This is a genomic window from Stenotrophomonas sp. CFBP 13725, from assembly GCF_014841935.1.
Taxonomy (GTDB): domain Bacteria; phylum Pseudomonadota; class Gammaproteobacteria; order Xanthomonadales; family Xanthomonadaceae; genus Stenotrophomonas.
The window spans coordinates 557,055-580,035 of sequence record NZ_JACYUV010000002.1 but is presented as its reverse complement, the minus strand read 5'-3'; the positions used below and the strand labels follow the sequence as shown (position 1 = coordinate 580,035).

Below are 22,981 nucleotides of genomic sequence, written 5' to 3'. Positions count from 1 at the left end.
GGACCCCACAACGCATGTGCGGATACTCTCGAATCCGCATGGATCTGCTGAAAAGGCGACAGTCATGGCTTTTGGGTCCCCTCCTGTTCCGGCCGAGATCCGCGAAATGTTCGAGGATTATCCCGGGCATATCGAGAGATTGCAGGAAGTTCTAAATCGATCGGTTGAGCGATCCCGCAAGATTCCGTTCATGCCGCTCGATGATGCGATCTGGGCCCTGGAAGGAACGCTCGAAGCGTTCATCATGGAAGCTAGCGATGAGCTTGAGGCTGCGGAGAAGTCGGGCAACCTAGCGGCAATAGCTGAGGCCCATCAGAAAAAGCGACTCATGTCGTTCGCTAGGTCCAGCAATAGTCGCATGGCCAAGCTCGACGACCTCGGGGAATACTTCGACCTCCATTTCAGAGGCGTCTAACGACGCCTTGTGATAGTCAGCTGGCCGTGGATTGCATTGAACTCGTAACTGCCACCACAGATACTCATGGAAACGTGTCAAACCGCTGAATAGGTGCCGACCATGTCTCAACCACATCCCCCCGTTCCGGCGAAGCTCCGGGAAATGCTCAAGGACTATCCGGATCACATCGAACAACTGCAGAAGGCTCTCAATTCGGTAAAGGATAGACGAATCAAGTCCACGCCACCCTTCGAGGCCGCAGTCTGGCTATTGGAGGACTATCTCAGTTCCTTCAAGAGCGAAGCGCGCGTTGAATTGGACGCTGCTGAGGCTTCGGGCAATCAGCAAGCCATTGAACGAGCTAAAGAAAAGGAACAACTGATGTCATTTGCCAGGTCGGGCAACATAGGGCTAGCGAATCTGAGTGAGCTGCGCGCCTACTTCGACCGCAATCGGGGAGGCGCCTGAGGACTCCTTCCGCTGTTTGGCCGGCGGTGGGTGGCATTGAGCTCGTACCTGCCAGAACAGATACTGATGAAAACGTGTCAAACCGCTGAATAGGTGCCGACCATGTCTCAACCCCATCCCCCCGTTCCGGCGAAGCTCCGGGAAATGCTGAGGGACTACCCGGAGCATATCGAACGACTTCAGAACGCTCTCTATTCGGTAAAGGACAGAAGAATCAAGTCCACCCCGCCCTTTGAAGCCGCAGCCTGGGTATTGGAGGACTACCTCAGTGGCTTTATCGGTGAGGCGCGAGCTGAACTGATTACCGCCGAGGAGTCAGGTAATCCACAGGACGTTGCACTGGCAAATAAAAAGCTCGAACTGATGTTCATGGCGAGAAGCGGGGGCGGCGGGATGCTGAACATCAGTGATCTGGCGGCCTACTTCCAGACCAACAGCAAAGGCATCTGACCATTCTCGCGTTGGCCAGCCAGCCCTGAGTTGCAATGAACTCACCTCCCCACGTACAGATAATCACAATAAGCGCGCAAAACCCCCGAATAGGTATCGACTATGCTTCAAGCTCCTCCTCCAGTTCCAGCCAAACTCCGTGAAATGCTCAAGGACTATCCGGAGCATATCGAACGACTGCAGGAGGTACTCAATCGATCAGCCGAACGGTCACGACAGATTCCGCTAATGCCATTTGATGACGCGGTCTCCGCTTTGCAAGGAAGACTGGGAGCGTTCATCTTGGAGGCGAGTGGCGACCTTGCCGCTGCCGAGGCATCTGGGAGTCCTGAGGATATTGCCAATGCACTTGAAAAAGAGCGGGTGATGCTTAGGACGCGCCTCCAAAGTCAATGGATAGCAGATGAGTCCATGTACTCCTATTTTCGGGAGCTCGAGCGTTGACCGCACCCGATTGGAGCTTGACAACCGAGGCCCATGCGCAGGCGTTTCTGGAGAAAGTGCTTCCGGCCAGTGGCCTGCACAGCACCAGCCCACAGGAGCGCCCAAAGGCCATCATCCTCGCTGGACAGCCAGGGGCAGGCAAGAGCGGCGTTGCCCGTGCTGCAATTCGAGAACTTGCTGGTGATGCCATCCCGATCGATCCCGATGCGCTGCGGGAGATGCACCGTGACGCTCCGCAGCTTTTCCAGCAGCACCCATACACCTGGTCAGGATATACCCACAACGATGCCAGCCAATGGGCAAAGGAGCTGCGATCCACGGCTATCGAGGGCCGCAGGAATGTCATCCTCGATACGACACTAGGAAATGGCGACAGCGCAGTTGACTTGATCTTGGATCTCCAGACCAAGGGCTATGAAGTCGAGATTCGGGCAGTTGTCGCGCATCGGTTGGAAAGCGAACTTGGTGTCGACCGAAGATTTACTGAAGACCTGGACAACCAAGGTTTCGGCCGCTACGTCCCCGAAGACGTGCGCAAGCACGTCTACGAGGCCCTGCCCGGGAATCTGGACAAAGTCCAAGCCGAGACTGGCGTCCAGATTCGGCTCTACGGTCGCGAAGGCGCGCAGCTCTACGACAGCCGGAGCGATACCCGCCTGCCGAGCGCCGCACTGGAAGCAGAACGCGACGCTCGGCTGAAGGACCCTCGGACCACCCCAGAACCTGCGCGATGGCTGGCGCGCGCAAGGTCGCTGGCATGCCGAACTTGCAGACACCCTACCCAACAACGAAAAGGTCAGCCCGACTACAGCGACGGCCGTTTTCGATGAACGCGCGTCGCTCAAGGTTGTTGAAGGCACTACGCCCAACATCCAAGAAGCACGCACCATCGACCACACCATCCGCGTGCGTCCGAACATGGTGCGGGGTACCGTCATCGGTGGCGCCGCTGCGACCGTCGTTGAAGCCGCCACGGAAGGGACGAAGATTGCCGACCTGTACGCGCGTGACAATCGCACAGGTGCGGAAGCCGCGATGTTGGATTTGGGTGCGCGCAGTGTCGGTGGTTGGACCGGGCAGCGTTGGGCGCCAAGGCCGGCACACTGCTGGGCATCGAGTCCGGCCCCGGCGCGATTGTCACCAGCATCATCGGTGCCGGGCTGGGTGCGTGGGGCGCCAGCGAAGTCGTCGACTGGATCGAGAGATACAAGATCAACAACCAGGCCGACAGCACCGGCAGGGTCTGGACGTTTGATCCCGAGCGCCCTGAAAAGGGCTGGACGCACAGCGAGCGGGAAATCGTAGGCACCGTGGGCACGCAGGCGGATCGCCCGATCTATGGCGCGACCAGGCTGCTGACGGCCGATGCCGAATTGACCCAGCAACTTAACTACCAGGCCTCAAGCATGGCCGTTGGCTTGCGGATGCGGGAGCCTGATCAACCGATCAATCCCTTCAGCATTGCTGGCCACGCTACCGATACACCCAGCGTCCTTTCTCGTTCGTGGGAGCGCAATCCGGAAACCGGAGAGTGGCGGCGTGAAGTCGTCCATCAGATCCTTGATCACGGCATCAAGAATACGACGGTGGAAGTAGCCGATGTAGCGAAGACGGCCCATCTTGATGAGACCGCTCAAGGCATCATGGCCTTCAACGCCGCACGTAGCTCGGCGGCCTTCGCCAAGCAGTACGAGCAGGTATATACCGCGCAGGGCTGGTCCCAGCATGGAGAGATTCCCGAGGAAGTGGTGTGGGCCCGGAATCATCCCGATCACGTGCTGGCTTCCGACGGGCGCACCTATCAGCAACAGCATGATGGCGAATGGCTGCATGATGGCTGGATCTACGATTCGCTGGCCGAGGGCAACATCCGCGATGAGTTGAACGGCACCTACCCGCAGATCCGGACCATCCAGCAGCAGGAGGCTCCCACACCCGGTGCCCATGAGCGACGTATCGAGGCTCTGAGCCCCAGCGAGCGTGATGCCTACCAACAGGCCACTCAGGAAGCCAACCGGCTGGGCGTCGCTGCACCGCAGACGCAACAGGTGGCCGCCGCTGCGGTCGCCGAGGTTCGTGGCGAGCACGCCGATGAACGCCAGCTGCCGCAGGCAGTGATCGACGAGCGGGCCGAGCAACGCGCTTCATCTGCACCCGGCACACCGCCTCTGGTGCAGGAGCAACGCACGTCCGTACCTGCAGCGCCGACGTCATCCGAGCCTGCGGAACGGGTGCGAGAGTCGGCGAGTCGCGAAGCGCCACGACAGGAGCCAACTGCGACGACAGCGCCTCCAACGGTGGATGATTCAACCGAGCAGAAAGCGCGCGTCGATACGACCGCTCCCTCGCAACATGCACCCCCCTCTCCCGCCTCTCCGCTGCCTATGGGCAAGGCGGAGCAATCCGACGCTCAGCGACCCGTGAGTCCGGCAGTCGCACCTTCGGTTGAGCGCCCCGCTCCCGCGTGGCATCCGCATTCGGCTCACACCGACTCCCAAGCTCCGCCCGTTCCGGTCGAATTGGCCGACGGCCCATCAAGGACTGTCGACGTCCAGGAGCAGCAAGCCTGGCAAGCGCCGATCCAGTTGCAATCAACAAGCAGTCTCGGAAAGGTCGCGCAAAGTGAATCCGCCCGGCCCCTGCAGTCAGAGGTCACCGCGCCGGTAGTCGCCCAAGGCGAGCGGCCGCACGCGCAATCGCCAGCGGAGGCACAGACTGCGCTGCCCTTAGGCGGGACAGCCTACGGGCAACCCGAAGCACCATCCTCGCCCGTACTGCCCAGCCAGCCCAGCCATGCCGATCATGCGCTGTATCAGCAGATACGCGACGGCGTCGAAGCGCTGGATGCCAGGCATGGCCGCAGCTTTGATGCCACAAGCGAGCGGATGGCGGCCAGTCTGCTGGTGCTGGCCAAGGACAACGACCTGGACGGGGTGGACCACGTACTGCTCAGCAACGCGACCCCGGACAAGGCCGCCGGGCACAGCCTGTTCGTGGTCCAAGGCGAGCCAAGCGACCCCGCGCACCAACGGGCCGCAATGCCGACCGCGCTTGCCGCACAGACCTCCGTGGAGGATTCAATGCAGCAGTTCGATGCAGTAACCCGGGAAGCCCAGCAGCGCGCCCAGGCCAACCAGCTTGAGCAGCAGTTGGACGATCAGCGTGTTCAGCAGAGTGTCCAGAGCCGCGCCGCCAGCATGGGTTGACGTGCATGCGCCCCAGTGGGGATCGCGACTCTGCATGTGACAAAGGCGCCTTTCGGCGCCTTTGTCGTTCAACTCACTCCCACTCAATAGTAGCCGGCGGCTTCCCCGAGATGTCATAGACAACCCGCGAAACCCCCCGCAGCTCATTGATGATCCGGTTACTCACCGTACCCAGGAACTCATACGGCAGGTGCGACCAGTGCGCCGTCATGAAATCAATCGTCTCCACTGCACGCAGCGCGATCACCCACTCGTACGCACGTGCATCGCCCACCACGCCGACCGACTTCACCGGCAGGAACACGGCAAACGCCTGGCTGGTCTTGTCGTATAGATCCGCCTTGCGCAGTTCCTCGATGAAGATCGCATCGGCCTTGGCCAACAGCTCGGCGTACTCACGCTTCACTTCACCCAGGATACGTACGCCCAGGCCCGGGCCCGGGAACGGATGGCGATAGACCATGCTGCGCGGCAGGCCGAGTTCGACGCCGAGGCGGCGCACTTCGTCCTTGAACAGCTCGCGCAGCGGCTCCACCAGGCCCAGCTTCATGTGTTCCGGGAGGCCGCCCACGTTGTGGTGGCTCTTGATCACGTGCGCCTTGCCGGTCTTGCTGCCGGCCGACTCGATCACGTCCGGGTAGATGGTGCCCTGTGCCAGCCACTTCGCATTCTTCAGCTTGTTGGACTCTTCGTCGAAGATGTCCACGAACAGGTTGCCGATGATCTTGCGCTTGGCTTCCGGATCACTCACGCCTTCCAGCTTGGCGAAGTACCGGTCGGCCGCGTTCACGCGGATCACCTTGACGCCCATGTGCTCGGCGAACATCGCCATCACCTGGTCGCCTTCCTGCCAGCGCAGCAGGCCGGTGTCGACGAACACGCAGGTCAGCTTGTCACCGATCGCTTTGTGCAGCAGCGCCGCCACGACCGACGAATCGACGCCGCCGGACAGGCCCAGGATCACTTCGTCATCGCCCACCTGTTCGCGCACGCGGGCGATCTGGTCGTCGATGATGTTGGCGGCGGTCCACAGGGTTTCGCAGCCGCACACGTCCACCACGAAGCGGCGCAGCAGCGCCTGGCCCTGCAGGGTGTGGGTCACTTCCGGGTGGAACTGCACGCCGTACCAGCGCTTTTCTTCGTTGGCCATCGCGGCCACCGGGATGCGATCGGTGGTGGCGGTGATGGTGAAGCCCGGCGGTGCCTTGGACACATGGTCGCCGTGGCTCATCCACACGTTCAGCCGTGCCTCGCCCGGGTGGTCGCTCAGCCCGGCAAACAGCGAATCCGGGGCCACGATGTTGACTTCGGCATGGCCGAATTCACGCTGGTCGGCGGCTTCCGTTTCACCGCCCAGCTGAGCGGCCAGGGTCTGCATGCCGTAGCAGATGCCGAACACCGGCAGGCCGCTGTCGAACACTTCCTGCGGCGCGGCGGGCGCGTCCGGCAGGGTGGTCGATTCCGGGCCACCGGACAGAATGATGCCCTTGGCCCCGAAGCCAGCGATGTCGGCCGGGTTGTGGTCCCACGCCCAGATCTCGCAGTAGACGCCGAGCTCGCGGATGCGACGGGCGATCAGCTGGGTGTACTGCGCGCCGAAATCGAGGATGAGGATCTTGTCGGTATGGATGTTGGTCATGATGCCCGGGCGATGCAGGAGGAATAACGGAGTACGAAAGCGCAACCAGCGGCGGATGAAGAAAGAGGAACGGGAAGCAGCTTCCTCGTTCCTCTTCTTGCGTCCGGCCTCAGGCGCGGTAGTTCGGCGGTTCCTTGGTGATCTGCACGTCGTGGACGTGGCTCTCACGTTGGCCGGCGCCGCTGATCTTGACGAACTTCGGCTTGCTGCGCATGTCTTCGACCGTGCCGCAGCCCACGTAGCCCATGGTGGCGCGCAGGCCGCCCATCAGCTGGTGGATGATGCCGCCGACCGGGCCGCGATACGGCACGCGGCCTTCGATGCCTTCCGGCACCAGCTTGTCGGCGCTGGAAGCGTCCTGGAAGTAGCGGTCCTTGGACCCCTTCTCCATCGCCGCAAGCGAGCCCATGCCACGGTAGCTCTTGTACGAACGGCCCTGGAACAGCTCGGTTTCGCCGGGCGACTCCTCGGTACCGGCCAGCAGGCCACCGATCATGATGGTGGACGCACCGGCGGCCAGCGCTTTGCCGATGTCACCGGAGTACCGGATGCCACCGTCGGCGATCAGCGGGATGCGATCCTGCAGTGCCTCAGCGACCAGATCGATGGCGGTGATCTGCGGCACGCCGACACCGGCGACCACGCGGGTGGTGCAGATCGAGCCCGGACCGATGCCGACCTTGACCGCGTCCGCGCCGCAATCCAGCAACGCCAGTGCGGCTTCGCCGGTGCAGATGTTGCCACCGACCACCTGCACCTGCGGGAAGTGCTTCTTGACCCAACGTACGCGGTCCAGCACGCCCTGCGAGTGGCCGTGCGCGGTGTCCACCACCAGCACGTCCACGCCGGCGGCGACCAGCGCTTCGACGCGACGATCGGTATCGCCGCCCACGCCGACCGCGGCACCCACCAGCAGACGCGTGGCGGAGTCCTTGGCAGCGTTCGGGTAATCGGTGTTCTTCTGGATGTCCTTGACGGTGATCAGGCCGCGCAGGGCGAACTCATCGTTGACCACCAGGATCTTTTCGATGCGGTTGCGATGCAGCAGCAGCTGCACTTCTTCCGACGCCGCGCCTTCCTTGACCGTGATCAGGCGATCCTTCTTGGTCATGATGTGGCGGACCGGATCGTCCAGCTCGGTTTCAAAGCGCATGTCACGGTGGGTGACGATACCGACCAGCTGGCCGCCATCCACCACCGGCACACCGGAGATGTTGCGGGCCTGGGTCAGCGCCAGCACGTCGCGGATGGTGGTTTCCGGCCCGACGGTGATCGGATCGCGGATGACACCGGCCTCGAACTTCTTGACCTTGGCCACTTCGGCGGCCTGCTGTTCCACGCTCAGGTTCTTGTGGATGATGCCCATGCCGCCGAGCTGGGCCATGGCGATGGCCAGGCGTGCTTCGGTGACGGTATCCATCGCAGCGGACAGGATCGGGAGCTTCAGCCGCAGGTCGCGGGTCAGCCGGGTTTCCAGGCTGACATCCTTCGGCAGGATGATCGAGTGGGCGGGGACGAGCGAGACGTCGTCGTAGGTGAGAGCTTCAGCCTGGATGCGCAGCATCGGCATACCCGAGATGTGGGGAAGCGCGTCATTTTACCCTGATTGTCGGCCGAGCGGCAGGGGGTAGATGCGACGGTGTGTCGCGCCGGTAGGGTGCGGGGTGAAAGGCGCCGCTGCGCTCGCCGAGCGTGGCTCGGCGCTACCGGGGTGCGGCGTTATCGGGCGTCGCGGCGGGTGGGCGGAATCGGGCGAGGCAGGGGCTGGTAGCGCCGACCCATGGTCGGCGAGCGCAGCGGACTCTACGCGCGATCTCTCAGACGAAGGCTTCGGCCGCTTCCAGCGTGTTCTGCATCAACGTCGCCACCGTCATCGGCCCTACCCCACCGGGCACCGGGGTGATCCAGCTGGCGCGCTGCGCAGCGGCCTCGAAGCCCACATCGCCGACCAGGCGGCCATCGTCCAGCCGGTTGATGCCCACGTCGATCACCACTGCGCCGGGCTTGACCCATTCGCCCGGCACGATGCCCGGGCGACCGACCGCGACCACCAGGATGTCGGCGTTGCGCACGGCCTGCTCCAGCACGTCCTTCGGGGTGAACTTGTGGCAGCTGGTCACGGTGCAGCCGGCGATCAGCAGCTCCAGCCCCATCGGCCGGCCGACGTGGTTGCTGACGCCGACGATGGTCGCGTTGCGGCCGCGCACGGGCTGGTCGGTGTGGCCCAGCAGCGTGGTGATGCCGCGCGGAGTGCACGGGCGCAGGCCGAATTCGCGCAACGCCAGGTGGCCGACATTTTCGGGATGGAAGCCGTCGACGTCCTTGCGCGGATCGATGCGCTGGATCAGGCGGCGGGCATCGGGAATACCCGGAAGCGGCAGCTGGATCAGGATGCCGTGGATCTTCGGATCGGCGTTCAGCTCGTCGATCAGCGCAAGCAGATCGGATTCGTTGGTGCCGGCGGGCAGGTCGAAGTCATGCGCTTCGATGCCCACCTTCTCCGCCGCACGGCGCTTGTTGCGCACATAGACGGTCGACGCCGGATCGCCTCCTACCAACACCACGGCCAGGCCGGGGCGGCTGCCACCAGCGGCGACACGCGCGTCCACGCGCACCTTCAGGCTGTCGAGCAGCGCCTCGGAGATGCGGCGGCCATCGAGGATGCGGGCGGATGAGGGGGCGTCGGTCGGCAGGGTCATCGAAGCGGGCGTGCAGCGGCGGGGACGGCTATTGTCCCTGATTCAGGCCCGGTAGTGACGGCCGCTGGCCGTCAAGGCGGGATTGCAGGGGCTGACGGCCAGCGGCCGTCACTACCCTGGTCAAGCGTCCGGCGGCACCTGATCGGCATTGAGCGTGCGCGACTGACGCTTCGGCACGGTGAACGGGGTCGGCGTCGGCACGCCTGGCAGCGAGGTGCCGAACACCATATGCGCACCGGAAATCAGGTCGCCGCCGGCCATTTCCAGCTGGAAGCGCTCTGCGTCGCGCTCGCGGATCTGCTCGGCGATATCGCGTGCATCGTCCTCATCGGCACCGAGTTCCATCAGCGCGGCCTGACCGAACACCACGGCCGATTCGAAGGTTTCGCGGATCTGGAAATCGACACCTGCATGTATCAGACGCAGTGAGTGTTCGCGGTCGAACGAACGCACCAGCAGCTTGGCCTGCGGGAATTCGTGCGACACCAGCTCAACGATGCGGTCCGCCTCGGTAGCGTCGTTGACGCACACCGCAATCGCGCGCGCCGACGCTGCACCGGACGCATGCAGCACGTCCAGACGGGTACCGTCGCCGTAATAGATCTTGAAACCGAAGCGTTCGGCGCTGTGGATCATCTCCACGTCGTTGTCGATGATGGTCACGTCCACGTCGCGCGCCAGGAGTGACTGGCTGGCCACCTGGCCGAAGCGTCCGAAGCCGATCAGCAACACGCTGCCGGACAGTCCCTCGGCCTCCTCCACGCCTTCCATGCTGACCACGGCAGGTGCAGCGAAGCGCTTATGCGCCAGCACCACCAGCGGGGTCAGCGCCATCGACAGCACGACCACGGCGGTGAAGTTGGCGTTGATGTCCACGTCGATCACCCCGGCACTGGCAGCGGCGGCGAACAGCACGAACGCGAACTCGCCGCCCTGCGCCATCACCACGCCACGGTCCAGCGCCTGCGCATGGCTGCTGCCCAGCAGTCGTGCCACGGCATAGATGCAGACCGCCTTGGCCGCCATCAGCGCCAGCACCAGACCGACGATCAACGGCCAGTTGCGTGCCACCACGCCCAGGTCCAGCGCCATGCCGACACTGAGGAAGAACAAGCCCAGCAGGATGCCGCGGAAGGGCTCGATATCGGCTTCGATCTGGTGACGGAAGGTCGACTCGCTGAGCAGCACGCCGGCCAGGAACGCGCCCATCGCCATCGACAGCCCGGACAGCTGCATCAGCAGTGCCGCGCCCAGCACCACCAGCAGCGCCGCGGCGGTCATCACTTCGCGCGCCTTGGCGGCAGCGAGGATGCGAAACAGCGGATTGAGCAGGAAACGCCCGACCAGCACGAGGCCGATCACTGCGCCGGCGCCGATGGCCACCGACATCCAGCGCGAGCCCTCGCCGTCGGCACTGCCCGCAGACGGGCCCATGAACGCGACCAGCGCCAGCAACGGCACGATCAGCAGGTCTTCGAACAGCAGGATCGAGACGATCTTCTGCCCCGGCGGCAACGCGATGTCACCGCGCTCGGCCAGCAACTGCATCACCACCGCGGTAGAGGTGAGCACGAAGCCGGTGGCACCGATGAAGGCCACCTGCCACGGCAGGCCGAACAGCTTGGCGACCAGGGTCAGTACGATGGCGCAGACGGTAATCTGCGCCGTACCCAGGCCAAAGATCTCCTTGCGCAGGCTCCACAAGTGCGACGGCCGCATTTCCAGCCCGATCACGAAAAGGAACATCACCACGCCGAGTTCGGCGGTGTGCAGGATGGCTTGGGGATCGGAGAACCAGCCCAGCCCGAACGGCCCGATCGCCAGACCAGCGGTGAAGTAGCCCAGGACCGACCCGAGGCCGAATCGTCGGAACAGGGGCACCATCACCACTGCCGCGCCCAACAGGGCGACGACCTTGACCAGTTCACTGCTTGCTGCTGCTTCCACCGCCATGCGGCCGTTCCTGTGAGGCGTCGAGAGGGCTCAACGATAGGGCATGCGGGTGGTAATCAATACCACGTGAGTTGCGGTTGATTGTTCTGCTGGCGCAACGAGTGGTTAATCTATCGCCATGTCGTTCCATCTGGCATTGCGAACGAACGGCTGCCGCTGCGCTCGCCGACCATGGGTCGGCGCTACAGGTGTCACGGCCCTGCGCGCCAGATGGGTGCCTCGGTAGCGCCGAGCCACGCTCGGCGAGCGCAGCGGCGGATCAGCGGCCCGCAGAAGGCGGCGTAATCAATACAGCCGGGGAAGGGTCCCGCCACCACACCCGGGTAGCGCCGAGCCACGCTCGGCGAGCGTAGCGGCAAATCAGCGGCCCGCGCAGAACGCGGCGTAATCGATATAGCCGGGGAACTCGACGCCCGGACCACAGACCGCGCACTGCGGGTCGGGGCTGAGCCGGGTTTCGCGGAAGCGCATCGCCAGCGCATCGAAGCGCAGCAGGCGTCCGGTCAGCGGCTCGCCGATGCCCAGCAGCAGCTTCAGCACCTCGGTCGCCTGCAGGATACCGGCCAGTCCGGGCAGGACGCCGAGCACGCCCGCCTCGGAACAGTTCGGCGCGAACTCCGGCGGAGGCGGCTGCGGGAACAGGCAGCGGTAACACGGCGCCACGCCGCGCTGGCGTCCGGCGTCAAACACGCTCACCTGGCCATCGAAGCGCTCGATCGCGGCATACACAAGGGGCTTGGCGTGCTTGATGCACGCGTCGTTGAGCAGGTAGCGCAGCGGGAAGTTGTCCGAGCCGTCGAGCACCACGTCCACCCCGTCCATCAGCGCGTCGATGTTTGACGAGGTGGCACGCTCGGCGATGGCCTCTACTTTGAGAGAAGGGTTCAGGGCCAGCAGGCGCTCGCGGGCCGAGTCCACTTTCAGCGTGCCTACGCTGGCTTCGGTGTGCACGATCTGCCGGTGCAGGTTGCTGCGCTCCACGCGGTCATCGTCGACAAAACGGAGCTGCCCTACCCCGGCCGCGGCCAGGTAGAAGCCGGCAGGCGAGCCCAACCCGCCAGCGCCCAGCACCAGCACGCGCGACCGTTGCAGTTGGCGCTGGCCTGCTTCGCCGACCTGCGGCAACAGCAGATGGCGGGCATACCGATCGTAGAAATCGCGGTCTTCGGCCGATGTCAGGGGCTGCACCAGCGGCAGTCCCTGCGCGCGCCAGGCGACGGTGCCGCCGGCCACCGAGGCGACGTTTGCATAGCCGGCAGCGAGCAGCGCCTGCGCCGCATCGACGGAGCGCCGGCCGGTCTGGCAGATCAGCAGGATGTCCTGGTCGGTGCGCGGCAGGTGCGCGCCAGGATCGGCCTGCAGCACGCCGCTGGCGATGCCGTGCGCGCCTTGGGCCATGCCGCCTGCACGCTCGTGCGCCTCGCGCACGTCGATCAGCGCCGCGCCGTGAGCGAGGCGTTGCAGGGCGATTTCCGGGGTTATTTCGGGGATACGCATGGCGGCATTATCGGCCATGCGCGCAGGGGTGGCACACCGCCGCTGCGCTCGCCGACCATGGGTCGGCGTTACCGGTGATCTGGTCGCGCCGCGAACGGCCCGCTGCGCTCGCCGACCATGGGTCGGCGCTACCGTGGGTTCGGCGTCAGTGGATTCGGCGTTACCGGGTCGCGTCAGCGACCCTTGACGTGCTTCATCAGGCGACGCTTGGCCTTGACCTGGCGTTCGGTCAGCGGGTTCTTCTTGCCTTCGTACGGGTTCGCTCCCTCGCGGAAGATGAACTGCACCGGCGTACCGACCAGCTTGAAGCGCTTGCGGAAGAAGTTCTCCAGGTAGCGCTTGTACGACTCGGACAGCTCTTTCAGCCGCGTGCCGTGCACGATGAAGGTCGGCGGGTTGGCGCCGCCCGGATGCACGTAGCGCAGCTTGGACACGTGGCCACGAATGGTCGGCGGCGGATTGGCCTGGTAGGCCACTTCCAGCGCCTGGTTCACTTCGCTGGTGCTGAACTGATGGTTCGCCGACGCATGCGCACGGTGCACTGCATTGAACAGTTCACGCAGGCCAGAGCCGTGCATCGCCGAAATACGCACCGACTCGGCCCACGGCACGAAGCCCAGGCGCAGCGACAACTGGGTCTCCGCCTGTTCGCGCTGGTAGTCGGTCAGTCCGTCCCATTTGTTGATCGCAATCACCAACGCACGGCCGGCATCCAGCACCGCACCGAGCACGGTGGCGTCCTGGTCGGTCACGCCTTCGTGTGCGTCCAGCATCAGCACGGCCACCTGGCACTGCTCGATCGCCTGCATGGTCTTGACGACGGAGAACTTCTCCACCGCTTCGTCCACGCGGCCCCGACGGCGCAGGCCGGCGGTGTCGATCAGTCGGTAGTCACGGCCCTCGCGCTCCAGGTCCACCGAGATGGAATCCCGGGTGGTGCCCGGCACTTCAGAGGCGATCATCCGCTCCTCGCCGAGGATGCGGTTCACCAGCGTCGACTTGCCCACGTTGGGGCGACCGACGAAGGCGATGCGCACGCGGTTCGGATCGTTGTCCATCTCTTCGGCGCTGCCTTCTTCCGGCAGGCGCTCGACGATTTCCTCGAGCAGGTCATCCAGACCCTGACGATGCGCCGCCGAGACGGTCATCATCTCGCTGAAGCCGTACCGCGAGAATTCCGCGCGCACGGTGTGCTCGTCGGTGCCGTCGATCTTGTTGATCAGCAGCACCTTGGGCTGCTGCTGCTTGCGCAGCCACGCCAGGATGTCATCGTCCAGCGACGAGGTGCCGTCGCGGGCATCCACGACGAACACGATCAGGTCGGCTTCCTCCGCAGCAGCACGTGCCTGGCGCGCGGTCGCGCCGGCCAGGCCTTCTTCCTGCTCGGCGATGCCGCCGGTGTCCACGATCAGGAACGGGTTGTCCTCGTCCAGGCGACAGACACCGTAGTTGCGGTCACGGGTCACGCCGGGCTGGTCATGGACCAGCGCGTCGCGGGTGCGCGTGAGCGCGTTGAAAATTGTGGACTTGCCGACATTCGGCCGTCCGACCAGGGCGACCAGGGGCAGCATCGCGTTTACTCCGTAATTAATTGGCCAACCGGTAAGCGGTCAGCTTGCCTTCGACGTTCTGCACCAGCAGCACCCCGTCAGCGACTATCGGTTGGGCCTTGACGGTCCCGCCGGTCTTTGCCCGGGCGGCCATCGCGCCGTCGGACTGTTGCAGCCAGTGAACATAGCCGTCGAGATCGCCGACAACCACGTAATCGCCCTGCAGCGCAGGACCGGTCAACTGGCGCCGGGCCAGGCCGGTCTGCGACCAGCTGGCCGCACCGCTCTGCTTGTCCAGGCCGAATACACCGCCCTGGTTGTCAGTAACGATCACGTAGGACGTCGACACGGCGACACCACCGGCACCGCCGTGATCGCGCGCCCACAGCGGGCGGCCGGTCGGGCCTTCGATGGCCATGGTCTGGTTCTTGAAGCTGCTGGCATACAGCGTGGCGCCTTCCAGCACGGGGGCGCCATCCACGTCGGCCATGCGGTCCAGTTCGGTGCGCCCTTCCGGGTTGCCGACCACCTGGTCCCACAGCGTGCGGCCATCGGTGGACGCCATCGCGGAGATGCTGCCGTCGTCGTTGCCGACGAACAGCACGCCCGGACCCGGCACGATCGGCGCGTTGCCGCGCACGGTCAGCGCCGGCAGTTCGCGCGGGTTGAACCAGCGCTGGGTGCCGTTGGACACATCGAACGCGGTGATGCGGCCGTCATTGCTGCGTACGTACACCATGCCTTGGCCGATGGCCGGCGCGGAAATCACTTCGCCGGGCACCTTGGCGCGCCACTTCTCGGTGCCGTCGTTGGCATCGAGCGCGATCACCTGTCCGTCCAGCGTACCGATGGCCACCAGGCCTTCGCCCACGCCCGGTCCACCGGACAGGCGCAGCTTCGGCTTCTTCTTTTCCTTGGCCGGCTCGTACGTCCAGATCTTCTTGCCGGTCTGCAGATCAATGGCGTGCACGCCACCGGTGATCGCCGCGCCGTAGACGCGACCATCGGCCACGACCGGACCCTGGCGGACGCCGATGCGCTCTTCGCCCTTGCCCAGGTTGACCGTCCACAGCTTGTCGATCTTCACCGTGGCATCGAACTTCACCAGTTCGGCCGGTTCCTGCAGTTTCTTCGCCGCTGCGTCCTTGCCGGCGAACCAGCCCTTTACCGTGCTGCAGCCGGACAGTGCCATGCCGAGCATCGCAACCGTGGCAACCCGCTTGAGGATGACCATCTGACCCATTACACCGTCTCCTCAGTCGCCGCGACCGTGCCGCCGGCGTCCATCAACTTGGTTTCCAGCAGGCGCCGTTGGGGCGCTGCCACGTCCAGCGTCTTAAGCGCTTTCTCGTACTGCCCGCGGGCTTCATCCCGCTTGCCGGCGGCCATCAAGGCGTCGCCATGAATCTCCAGCGCACTGCTGTCGGTGGCCGAGCCCAGCAGCTTGATGGCTTCGTCGCCCTTGCCGGTCGCAACCAGCAGACGCGCAATGCGTTGGTCAACCACGTGCTTCAGGTCGCCTTCCACGCTGACCGCGCGCAGGGTGGCAAGCGCGTCATCGTTCTTGCCGGCTTCCACCTGCGCTTTCGCCAGCTGCAGGGCAGCCAGTTCGGAATAGATGTTGGACGGGCCGGCGTCGAGTGCCTTCACTGCCTTGCCCGCCTCATCGAGTTTGTTCTCCTCGATGCCCTTGAGCACCTTCTGGTACTCCAGGTTGGCCGAGGCCAGCTTGTCGCCGTGCGACTGCTGCCAGTAGCCCCAGCCCCAGATCGCGCCGACGGCCACTGCTACGCCACCGAGGATGCTCAGGCCGTTCTTGCGCAGCCAGGAGCGGACGCGTTCACTTTGTTCGTGCTCGTCGAGCAGGTCGTCGATCGCCATGCGTACTCTCGCCCTACCCGAGCCGGAGACAAGCTCGCCGGGGAGGACTGTTCATTGGGTTGTGGAGTGCCGCCGCGGTCTCAGTTGGAAACCGGGACCACGGAGCCGTCAGAGGATACCGTAAAGCGGGCAACGTTGGCTCGCTGATACGGACCGAGATCGATGATGGTGCCGTTCTGCTGAACCTGCACCTGCGAGGCGTTGCCCAGCACGATCCGGCTGACCTGGCCTGCCGGGAAGCTGCGCGACTGGCCCGCCTTGATCAGCGCTTTTTCCACCGTCGCCCCATCGGGCCCGGTGATGTCCACCCAGCTGTCGCCGCTGAACTGCAGTGCCAACGCCGTGCCGGCAGCCACCGGCGGCTCGACCGCCGCAGGCCGTGGCACCGGCGTCAACGAGGCCATGTAGGGCTGGGCGGGCGGTCGCTGCGGTGTCGCAGCGGCCGTCGGTTCCGGCGCGGCATCGCGGCCATCGGCAGGCGGCGCGACGGCCACCGTTGCCGGGATCACATCCAGGGAGGCCGTGTTGGGCCCCTGCCCGCTGCCATCCAGATGGCTGCGGGTAGCGAACCAGACCGGCACCGCGAGCGCTGCGGTGATGCCCACGTACAGGAGGCGTCGGCCCAGGCTTTCCGCGATGCGCCGCGCGCGCGGCGTATGGGTATGGCTGACCAGGGTAGGCGGCACGATCGGCCCCACCTGGGCCTGTTCAAGCACCTGTCCCACGTCCACGCCCAGCAGCCGCGCATAGCTGCGCAGCTGGCCGCGGACGAACACCGGCGCGCCCAGACGCTGCCACTGCTCTTCCTCAAGCGAACGGACGACCTGCACAGGCATGTGCAGGCGCTTGGAAACCTCGTCAAGTGTCAGTCCTGCCGCTTCACGGGCCTGGCGGAGGCGTTGGCCACAGCCGGCTGCCGTCTCGAAAGCGTTCACGGTCTGGTTGTCAGTCACTATGCTTCAACCCTTGGAATTGGGGTCCGCATCCTGCGGAAATTCCTGACGAATCCGCTGCTGGTAGCGTGCGGCGGCTGCCGCATCACCCAGTCGCGTCTCGATTTGCGACGCCAGTTGTAACACGGAACGCGTTGACGGTGCAGCCGCGAGGCGGCGCTCCGAAAACGCACGCGCTTCCATGAAACGGCCATCGTCGTACGAAAGTTGCGCCATCGCGGTCAGCGCCTGGGCGTTTTTGGGCTCGCTGGCCAGCGATGCGCGCAGGTCACGCTGGGCGCGTTCACGCTGCCCGGCATCCAGGGCGCAGGCACCGGCGTTGGACAGCGCGATGGCCGGCGTGGCGTAGCCCGGCGCCACCAGCGCCCGGTCGAACCACGGCAGCGACTCCGCCGCACGCCCCTGCTGGCACAACCACGCCGCGTAGTTGTTCAGCACGTCGCCGCGCTCGGGAGCCAGCACGGTGGCCCGCTGCAGCAGCTGGCCGGTCTGTACGTTGTCGCCACGCCGCTGCGCGACGGCAGCGAGCAGCAGCAGCGCGTCAGGGCGTCCACTGTCCAGCTTGAGCGCCGAACGCGCGCGCTTTTCCGCCGCGTCCAGATTGCCGGCCCCGAGGTCGGCCCCGGCCAGCGTCACGTCGTTGTTGTATTGGTGCTGGCGTCGCACCTGTTCGCCGTCATGGGCTGTGTAGGTGGGCGCAACCGACATCTCGGCCTTGCCCATCTTCAATCCGCCCCCCTTGCTGCCACCACCGCACCCCGCCAGCACCAGCGCGCACAGGGCAGCACCGGCGAGCAGGCGGTCAGGCCGCTGCATCGCGCCCGGCCCGTACGTTCTCAAGCGCATCAAGGGTCTTGTTGAACTCGGCCTGGCGCCGCGTCCGATCCATGACCTGCCCCTTCAACTGGCCACACGCCGCATCGATGTCATCACCGCGGGTACGGCGCACCATCGTCAGCACGTTGTTGTCCAGCAGGATGGTCTGGAAGGCGCGGATCTGCACATCGTCGGAGCGTTCGTATCGCGTGCCCGGGAAGGGATTGAAAGGGATCAGGTTGACCTTGCCCGAGCCCTTGGCCTGCACCGCGTTGTCGAACTGGCGCATCAACCGGGCCAGTGCACGGGCGTGCTCGGGCTGGTCGTTGATGCCTTTCATCAGGGTGTATTCGAAGGTCACCGATTCGCGGCGCTTGTTGCCACGCAGGTAGCGCGCGCAGGACGCCATCAGATCTGCGATCGGGTACTTCCGGTTCAGCGGCACGAGGGTCTCGCGCAGCTCATCGGTCGGCGCATGCAGGGACACCGCCAGCGACACATCGCTTTCGGTGGACAGCCGATCGATCATCGGCACCAGGCCGGAGGTGGACAGAGTCACCCGCTTGTTGGCGAGGCCATAGCCCAGGTCGTCGCGCATCACGTTCATCGCGCGCACGACGTTGTCGAAATTCATCAGTGGCTCGCCCATGCCCATCATCACCACGTTGGTGAGACGGCGCATCAGGTGCGGCACGTTGCCCAGGTGACGCGCGGCAATCCATACCTGGCCGATGATCTCGGCGGTGGACAGATTGCGGTTGAAGCCCTGGGTGGCGGTCGAACAGAACGTGCAGTTCAGCGCACAGCCCACCTGCGAGGAAACGCACAGCGTGCCGCGGCTCTTGTCCGGAATGTAGACCGCTTCGATGGCGTTCTTGCCATCGTTGCCCATCGCCAGCAACCACTTGTGGGTGCCGTCGGCGGACGGTTTGTCGAACACGATGTTCGGAACCAGCACCTCGGCATGTTCCTGCAGCTTGGCGCGCAGTCCCTTGCCGAGGTCGGTCATTTCATCGAAATCGGTGACGTAGCGATGGTGGATCCACTTCATCACCTGATGTGCCCGGAACTTCTGTTCGCCGAGTTTTTCGACGAAAAAACGCTCCAGGCCCGCGCGATCGAGGTCGAGCAGGTTCTGCTTGCCAGCCGTGGGTGCCGACTTCGGCAGCGGCTGGATGGCGGGTGTCTGTACGACCTCGTTCACGGCAACCTCTTAACGGGAGACCACTTCCGTGGCGGCAAAGAAGTAAGCGATTTCGTTGGTGGCGTTCTCGACCGAGTCCGAGCCGTGGGCGGCATTGGCATCGATGGATTCAGCGAAATCAGCGCGGATGGTGCCGGCCGCGGCTTCCTTCGGATTGGTGGCGCCCAGCAGGTCGCGGTGGGCCAGAACGGCGTTCTCGCCTTCCAGCGCCTGGATCATCACCGGGCCGGAGATCATGAACTCGACCAGCGCGTTGAAGAACGGACGCTCGCGGTGCACGGCGTAGAAGCCTTCGGCTTCGCGGCGCGACAGCTGCTTGTACTTGGCAGCGACGACCTTCAGGCCGGCCTTTTCGAAGCGGGCGTAGATTTCACCGATGACGTTCTTGGCGACGGCGTCGGGCTTGATGATCGAAAGGGTGCGCTCCAGCGCCATGGTGGTATCTCCGAGATCCGGGCCACTCAAGGCCCGAGGGTAGCATGAAAAAAACCCACGTCGAAACGCGGGCTTAGGCTGATATACGTAGGCTTATTGTAGCGCCTCGCCGCAACACACGGTAGCCCCGGCCATTCATCTGCGGCCGGGGATGAACGGCGGCGACATGATGCTGCGGCGCACAATGCATTGCGCCGAGCCCCAGGTCTAATATCAAACAATCGTTTGATTGAACCCTGTTCTCCATGGCCAGACCTGCCCACTTCTCCACCAAAGACCGCATCCTCGGCGCCGCCGAGGCGTTGTTTGCGCTGCATGGCTTTGCCGGGACGTCGCTGCGCCAGGTGACCAGCCAGGCTGACGTCAACATCGCAGCGGTCAACTATCACTTCGGATCCAAGGAAAACCTGGTCAACGAGGTGTTCCGGCGCCGCATGGACGAAATGACCGCCGCGCGGATGGCGCAGTTGGAGAAAGCACGCAGCGAGCATCCGGGCGAACTGCGGCCGGTGCTGGCCGCATTCGTCGAGCCGGCGCTGGCGATGGCGCAGGACAGCCAGAGCGGTGGCGCGTTCGTGCGCGTCATCGCCCGTGCCTATGCGGAGAAAAACGACAACCTGCGGCGCTTCCTGTCGGATCACTACGGCCACGTGCTGCGAGACTTCGGTCGTGCCATTTCCGCCTGCGTGCCGGATCTGAGCAAGGAAGAGCTGTACTGGCGCCTCGACTTCCTGGCCGGGTCGCTTACCTATGCGATGGCCGATTTCGGCCTGATCAAGCGACCTGCCGGCGTCACCGAAGCCGCGCATGGTGCCCAGGCCGCACAGGAACTCATCCGTTTCGCCGAAGCCGGCTTCCGCGCGGCTGCACGCAGCGCCGCGATGTCCGCCAGCCCGGCTGTCACCCCACCTTCCCTTTCCACCCAGTAACTGCTGACCAACCAAGGCTTATCGACATGTCCAATTCCCTGCTAGTCCGCCGCGCCGCCGTGCTGGGTGCCGGCGTCATGGGCGCCCAGATCGCAGCCCACCTGACCAACGCCGGCGTCGACACCGTGCTGTTCGACCTGCCCGCCAAGGAAGGCCCCGCCGACGGCATCGTGCTGAAGGCGATCGCCAACCTGGGCAAGCTCAGCCCTGCCCCGCTCGCCAGCAAGTCCTACGCCGAGGCGATCACGCCGGCCAATTACGAGAGCGGGCTGGAGCAGCTGCGCGACTGCGACCTGATCATCGAAGCCATCGCCGAGCGGATGGACTGGAAGCAGGGCCTGTACAAGAAGATCGCGCCGTTCGTGGCCGACCACGCCGTGCTGGCCTCCAACACGTCCGGCCTGGGCATCAACAAGCTGGCCGACGTGCTGCCCGAACAGCTGCGTCATCGCTTCTGCGGCGTGCATTTCTTCAACCCGCCGCGCTACATGCACCTGGCCGAGCTGATCCCGGCCTCCACCACCGACGCCAGCGTGCTGGAGGGCCTGGAAAGCTTCCTGGTCACCACCTTGGGCAAGGGCGTGGTGTACGCCAAGGACACCCCGAACTTCATCGGCAACCGCATCGGGGTGTTCTCGATCCTGTCCACCATCCACCACACTCAGGAATTCGGCCTGGGCTTCGACGAAGTCGACGGCCTGACGGGCCCGCTGGTCGGCCGCCCGAAGTCGGCGACCTACCGCACCTCTGATGTGGTCGGCCTGGACACCATGGCGCACGTGATCAAGACCATGGGCGACACCCTGCCCAACGATCCGTGGCACGCGTTCTTCAAATCGCCGAAGTGGCTCGACGCGCTGATTTCCAAGGGCGCACTGGGCCAGAAGACCGGCGCGGGCATCTTCCGCAAGGTCGGCAAGGACATCATGGTGCTGGACCTGGAAAAGCAGGATTACCGCGCCGCTGACCGGACCGCTGCAGCGGAAGTGGTCGAGATCCTGAAGATCAAGAATCCGGCGGAAAAGTTCGCCAAACTGCGCGAGAGCCAGCACCCGCAGGCACAGTTCCTGTGGGCCACCTTCCGCGACCTGTTCCACTACAGCGCGTATCACCTGGCTGACATCGCCGAGACCGCGCGCGACGTCGACCTGGCCATCCGCTGGGGCTACGGTTGGTCGCTGGGTCCGTTCGAAACCTGGCAGGCCGCCGGCTGGAAGCAGGTCGCGCAGTGGATTGCCGATGACATCGTCGCCGGCAAGAGCATGAGCAGCGCGCCACTGCCGGATTGGGTGTTCGATGGCCGCGATGGCGTGCACGCCGCCGAAGGCAGCTACAGCCCGACGCGCAACGCCAAGCTGCCGCGCTCCGCATTGCCGGTCTACCAGCGCCAGCGCTTCCCCGATCCGCTGCTGGGCGAACAGTTCCCGCAGGGCGACACCGTGTATGAAAACGACGGCGTGCGCATGTGGCACGACGGCGATGGCATCGCGGTGGTCGGCTTCAAGACCAAGATGAACACCGTGTCCGATCACGTGCTCGATGGCCTGCAGGAAGCCATCAAGCGCGCCGAGAAAGACTTCAAGGGCCTGGTGATCTGGCAGCAGAAGGAACCCTTCTCCGCCGGCGCCGACCTGGCCGGTGCACTGGGCCTGCTGCAGGCCGGCAAGGTCGAGCAGTTTGAAGAAATGGTGCACAACTTCCAGCGCACCAGCCAGGCGATCAAGTACTCGCTGGTACCGGTAGTGACGGCGGTGCGTGGCCTGGCCCTGGGCGGTGGCTGCGAATTCCAGATGCACAGCGCGAAGAGCGTGGCATCGCTGGAAAGCTACATCGGCCTGGTGGAAGCGGGCGTTGGCCTGCTGCCCGCCGGCGGCGGCCTGAAGGAGTTGGCGGTGCGTGCATCGCAGGCTGCCGGCCCCGGTGGTGATGTGTTCGCCGAACTGAAGAAGACCTTTGAAACGGTGGCCATGGCCAAGGTCTCCAACTCGGCGGTCAACGCGAAGGAACTCGGCCTGATGCGCGCCACCGACAAGGTGGTGTTCAACAGCTTCGAGGCGCTGCACATCGCCAAGGCTGAAGTGCTGGCCCTCGCCGAAGGCGGCTATCGCCCGCCGATGCCCTCGCGCCGCATCCAGGTCGCCGGTGATGTCGGTATCGCGACCTTCAAGATGATGCTGGTCAACATGCTGGAAGGCCGCTTCATCAGCCCGTACGACTACGAGATCGCCGTACGCATCGCGACCGTCCTGTGCGGCGGCGAAGTGGATCGCGGCACGCTGGTGGACGAGGAGTGGCTGCTGACCCTGGAGCGCAAGCACTTCGTCGAACTGGCACAGCAGGAAAAAACCCAGGCCCGCATCGCGCACATGCTGAAGACCGGCAAGCCGCTGCGGAACTGACGGGACATCGGTCGTGCCGGCCGTTGGCCGGCAACCTCATCCCAACCCCTATTGAAGAGAT

General features: G+C 64.8%; 20 protein-coding genes. 8 read left to right on the top strand and 12 right to left on the bottom strand.

Features of this window, described 5'->3' with window-relative positions; genetic code table 11:
* The first annotated feature begins 106 nt into the window (after nt 1–106).
* From IFT65_RS05770 to IFT65_RS05750, 6 genes are all read left to right on the top strand, one after another.
* Nucleotides 107–415, top strand: coding sequence for a hypothetical protein (locus tag IFT65_RS05770; protein ID WP_192080696.1), 309 nt, complete (start codon nt 107–109; stop codon nt 413–415).
* A gap of 144 nt (nt 416–559) precedes the next feature.
* Nucleotides 560–865, top strand: coding sequence for a hypothetical protein (locus tag IFT65_RS05765; protein WP_192080695.1), 306 nt, complete (start codon nt 560–562; stop codon nt 863–865).
* Nucleotides 866–967: 102 nt separating this feature from the next.
* Nucleotides 968–1,315 carry a hypothetical protein gene (locus IFT65_RS05760; protein WP_249405046.1) on the top strand — a complete coding sequence of 116 codons (348 nt, stop codon included), beginning with the start codon at nt 968–970 and terminating at the stop codon, nt 1,313–1,315.
* Nucleotides 1,316–1,459: 144 nt separating this feature from the next.
* The gene (locus tag IFT65_RS05755; RefSeq protein WP_192080694.1) at nt 1,460–1,759 is read left to right on the top strand and encodes a hypothetical protein; all 300 of its coding nucleotides are present in this window, start codon (nt 1,460–1,462) and stop codon (nt 1,757–1,759) included.
* The gene (locus IFT65_RS18655; protein WP_249405045.1) at nt 1,756–2,589 is read left to right on the top strand and encodes a zeta toxin family protein; all 834 of its coding nucleotides are present in this window, start codon (nt 1,756–1,758) and stop codon (nt 2,587–2,589) included. The genes IFT65_RS05755 and IFT65_RS18655 overlap by 4 nt, the downstream gene beginning before the upstream one ends.
* A 252-nt stretch (nt 2,590–2,841) precedes the next feature.
* Nucleotides 2,842–4,965, top strand: coding sequence for an XVIPCD domain-containing protein (locus IFT65_RS05750; protein ID WP_249405044.1), 2,124 nt, complete (start codon nt 2,842–2,844; stop codon nt 4,963–4,965).
* Between the two features lie 73 nt (nt 4,966–5,038).
* On the opposite strand, the gene guaA is transcribed toward IFT65_RS05750, so the two are convergent.
* The 12 genes from guaA to ndk all read right to left on the bottom strand — a co-directional run bounded on the left by guaA (nt 5,039) and on the right by ndk (nt 19,592).
* On the bottom strand, nt 5,039–6,604 hold the full coding sequence (gene guaA / locus IFT65_RS05745; RefSeq protein ID WP_192080693.1) for a glutamine-hydrolyzing GMP synthase: 1,566 nt from the start codon (nt 6,602–6,604) through the stop codon (nt 5,039–5,041).
* Nucleotides 6,605–6,713: 109 nt separating this feature from the next.
* Nucleotides 6,714–8,168 carry an IMP dehydrogenase gene (gene guaB / locus IFT65_RS05740; RefSeq protein WP_188324253.1) on the bottom strand — a complete coding sequence of 485 codons (1,455 nt, stop codon included), beginning with the start codon at nt 8,166–8,168 and terminating at the stop codon, nt 6,714–6,716.
* Nucleotides 8,169–8,421: 253 nt separating this feature from the next.
* Nucleotides 8,422–9,303, bottom strand: coding sequence for a bifunctional methylenetetrahydrofolate dehydrogenase/methenyltetrahydrofolate cyclohydrolase FolD (folD, locus tag IFT65_RS05735; RefSeq protein ID WP_188324254.1), 882 nt, complete (start codon nt 9,301–9,303; stop codon nt 8,422–8,424).
* Nucleotides 9,304–9,423: 120 nt separating this feature from the next.
* The gene (locus tag IFT65_RS05730) at nt 9,424–11,256 is read right to left on the bottom strand and encodes a monovalent cation:proton antiporter-2 (CPA2) family protein (protein ID WP_192080692.1); all 1,833 of its coding nucleotides are present in this window, start codon (nt 11,254–11,256) and stop codon (nt 9,424–9,426) included.
* 360 nt (nt 11,257–11,616) lie between these two features.
* Nucleotides 11,617–12,771 carry a molybdopterin-synthase adenylyltransferase MoeB gene (moeB, locus tag IFT65_RS05725; protein WP_274602791.1) on the bottom strand — a complete coding sequence of 385 codons (1,155 nt, stop codon included), beginning with the start codon at nt 12,769–12,771 and terminating at the stop codon, nt 11,617–11,619.
* Nucleotides 12,772–12,926: 155 nt separating this feature from the next.
* The gene (gene der, locus IFT65_RS05720; protein WP_192080690.1) at nt 12,927–14,324 is read right to left on the bottom strand and encodes a ribosome biogenesis GTPase Der; all 1,398 of its coding nucleotides are present in this window, start codon (nt 14,322–14,324) and stop codon (nt 12,927–12,929) included.
* 16 nt (nt 14,325–14,340) lie between these two features.
* Nucleotides 14,341–15,546: an outer membrane protein assembly factor BamB gene (gene bamB, locus IFT65_RS05715; protein ID WP_188324258.1), complete on the bottom strand. Its 1,206-nt coding sequence runs from the start codon at nt 15,544–15,546 to the stop codon at nt 14,341–14,343.
* The gene (locus IFT65_RS05710) at nt 15,546–16,184 is read right to left on the bottom strand and encodes a tetratricopeptide repeat protein (RefSeq protein ID WP_188324259.1); all 639 of its coding nucleotides are present in this window, start codon (nt 16,182–16,184) and stop codon (nt 15,546–15,548) included. The genes bamB and IFT65_RS05710 overlap by 1 nt, the downstream gene beginning before the upstream one ends.
* A gap of 80 nt (nt 16,185–16,264) precedes the next feature.
* Complete coding sequence (locus IFT65_RS05705; RefSeq protein ID WP_192080689.1) at nt 16,265–17,137, bottom strand: RodZ domain-containing protein; 873 nt, start codon at nt 17,135–17,137, stop codon at nt 16,265–16,267.
* A gap of 6 nt (nt 17,138–17,143) precedes the next feature.
* A complete protein-coding gene (locus IFT65_RS05700; RefSeq protein WP_249405067.1) occupies nt 17,144–17,860 on the bottom strand; it encodes a tetratricopeptide repeat protein in 717 nt (238 codons plus the stop codon).
* 79 nt (nt 17,861–17,939) lie between these two features.
* On the bottom strand, nt 17,940–19,157 hold the full coding sequence (gene rlmN / locus IFT65_RS05695; RefSeq protein WP_192080688.1) for a 23S rRNA (adenine(2503)-C(2))-methyltransferase RlmN: 1,218 nt from the start codon (nt 19,155–19,157) through the stop codon (nt 17,940–17,942).
* A gap of 9 nt (nt 19,158–19,166) precedes the next feature.
* Nucleotides 19,167–19,592 carry a nucleoside-diphosphate kinase gene (gene ndk, locus IFT65_RS05690; RefSeq protein WP_188324263.1) on the bottom strand — a complete coding sequence of 142 codons (426 nt, stop codon included), beginning with the start codon at nt 19,590–19,592 and terminating at the stop codon, nt 19,167–19,169.
* A gap of 245 nt (nt 19,593–19,837) precedes the next feature.
* Between ndk and IFT65_RS05685 the strand changes: the two genes are divergently transcribed.
* Nucleotides 19,838–20,521 (top strand): TetR family transcriptional regulator, encoded by a 684-nt coding sequence (locus IFT65_RS05685; protein WP_192080687.1) that lies wholly within the window; start codon nt 19,838–19,840, stop codon nt 20,519–20,521.
* 26 nt (nt 20,522–20,547) lie between these two features.
* Nucleotides 20,548–22,920, top strand: coding sequence for a 3-hydroxyacyl-CoA dehydrogenase/enoyl-CoA hydratase family protein (locus tag IFT65_RS05680; protein ID WP_192080686.1), 2,373 nt, complete (start codon nt 20,548–20,550; stop codon nt 22,918–22,920).
* The last annotated feature ends 61 nt before the right edge of the window (nt 22,921–22,981 follow it).

What these genes read in the sequence shown, in the direction of transcription:
- bamB (WP_188324258.1), bottom strand. Translation starts at nt 15,546, where the DNA reads ATGGGTCAGATGGTCATCCTCAAGCGGGTTGCCACGGTTGCGATGCTC.
- moeB (WP_274602791.1), bottom strand. Translation starts at nt 12,771, where the DNA reads ATGGCCGATAATGCCGCCATGCGTATCCCCGAAATAACCCCGGAAATC.
- der (WP_192080690.1), bottom strand. Translation starts at nt 14,324, where the DNA reads ATGCTGCCCCTGGTCGCCCTGGTCGGACGGCCGAATGTCGGCAAGTCC.
- folD (WP_188324254.1), bottom strand. Translation starts at nt 9,303, where the DNA reads ATGACCCTGCCGACCGACGCCCCCTCATCCGCCCGCATCCTCGATGGC.
- IFT65_RS05685 (WP_192080687.1), top strand. Translation starts at nt 19,838, where the DNA reads ATGGCCAGACCTGCCCACTTCTCCACCAAAGACCGCATCCTCGGCGCC.
- guaA (WP_192080693.1), bottom strand. Translation starts at nt 6,604, where the DNA reads ATGACCAACATCCATACCGACAAGATCCTCATCCTCGATTTCGGCGCG.
- IFT65_RS05770 (WP_192080696.1), top strand. Translation starts at nt 107, where the DNA reads ATGTTCGAGGATTATCCCGGGCATATCGAGAGATTGCAGGAAGTTCTA.
- IFT65_RS05730 (WP_192080692.1), bottom strand. Translation starts at nt 11,256, where the DNA reads ATGGCGGTGGAAGCAGCAGCAAGCAGTGAACTGGTCAAGGTCGTCGCC.
- IFT65_RS05760 (WP_249405046.1), top strand. Translation starts at nt 968, where the DNA reads ATGTCTCAACCCCATCCCCCCGTTCCGGCGAAGCTCCGGGAAATGCTG.
- IFT65_RS05710 (WP_188324259.1), bottom strand. Translation starts at nt 16,184, where the DNA reads ATGGCGATCGACGACCTGCTCGACGAGCACGAACAAAGTGAACGCGTC.
- guaB (WP_188324253.1), bottom strand. Translation starts at nt 8,168, where the DNA reads ATGCTGCGCATCCAGGCTGAAGCTCTCACCTACGACGACGTCTCGCTC.
- IFT65_RS05680 (WP_192080686.1), top strand. Translation starts at nt 20,548, where the DNA reads ATGTCCAATTCCCTGCTAGTCCGCCGCGCCGCCGTGCTGGGTGCCGGC.
- IFT65_RS05700 (WP_249405067.1), bottom strand. Translation starts at nt 17,860, where the DNA reads ATGGGCAAGGCCGAGATGTCGGTTGCGCCCACCTACACAGCCCATGAC.
- ndk (WP_188324263.1), bottom strand. Translation starts at nt 19,592, where the DNA reads ATGGCGCTGGAGCGCACCCTTTCGATCATCAAGCCCGACGCCGTCGCC.
- IFT65_RS05755 (WP_192080694.1), top strand. Translation starts at nt 1,460, where the DNA reads ATGCTCAAGGACTATCCGGAGCATATCGAACGACTGCAGGAGGTACTC.
- IFT65_RS05765 (WP_192080695.1), top strand. Translation starts at nt 560, where the DNA reads ATGCTCAAGGACTATCCGGATCACATCGAACAACTGCAGAAGGCTCTC.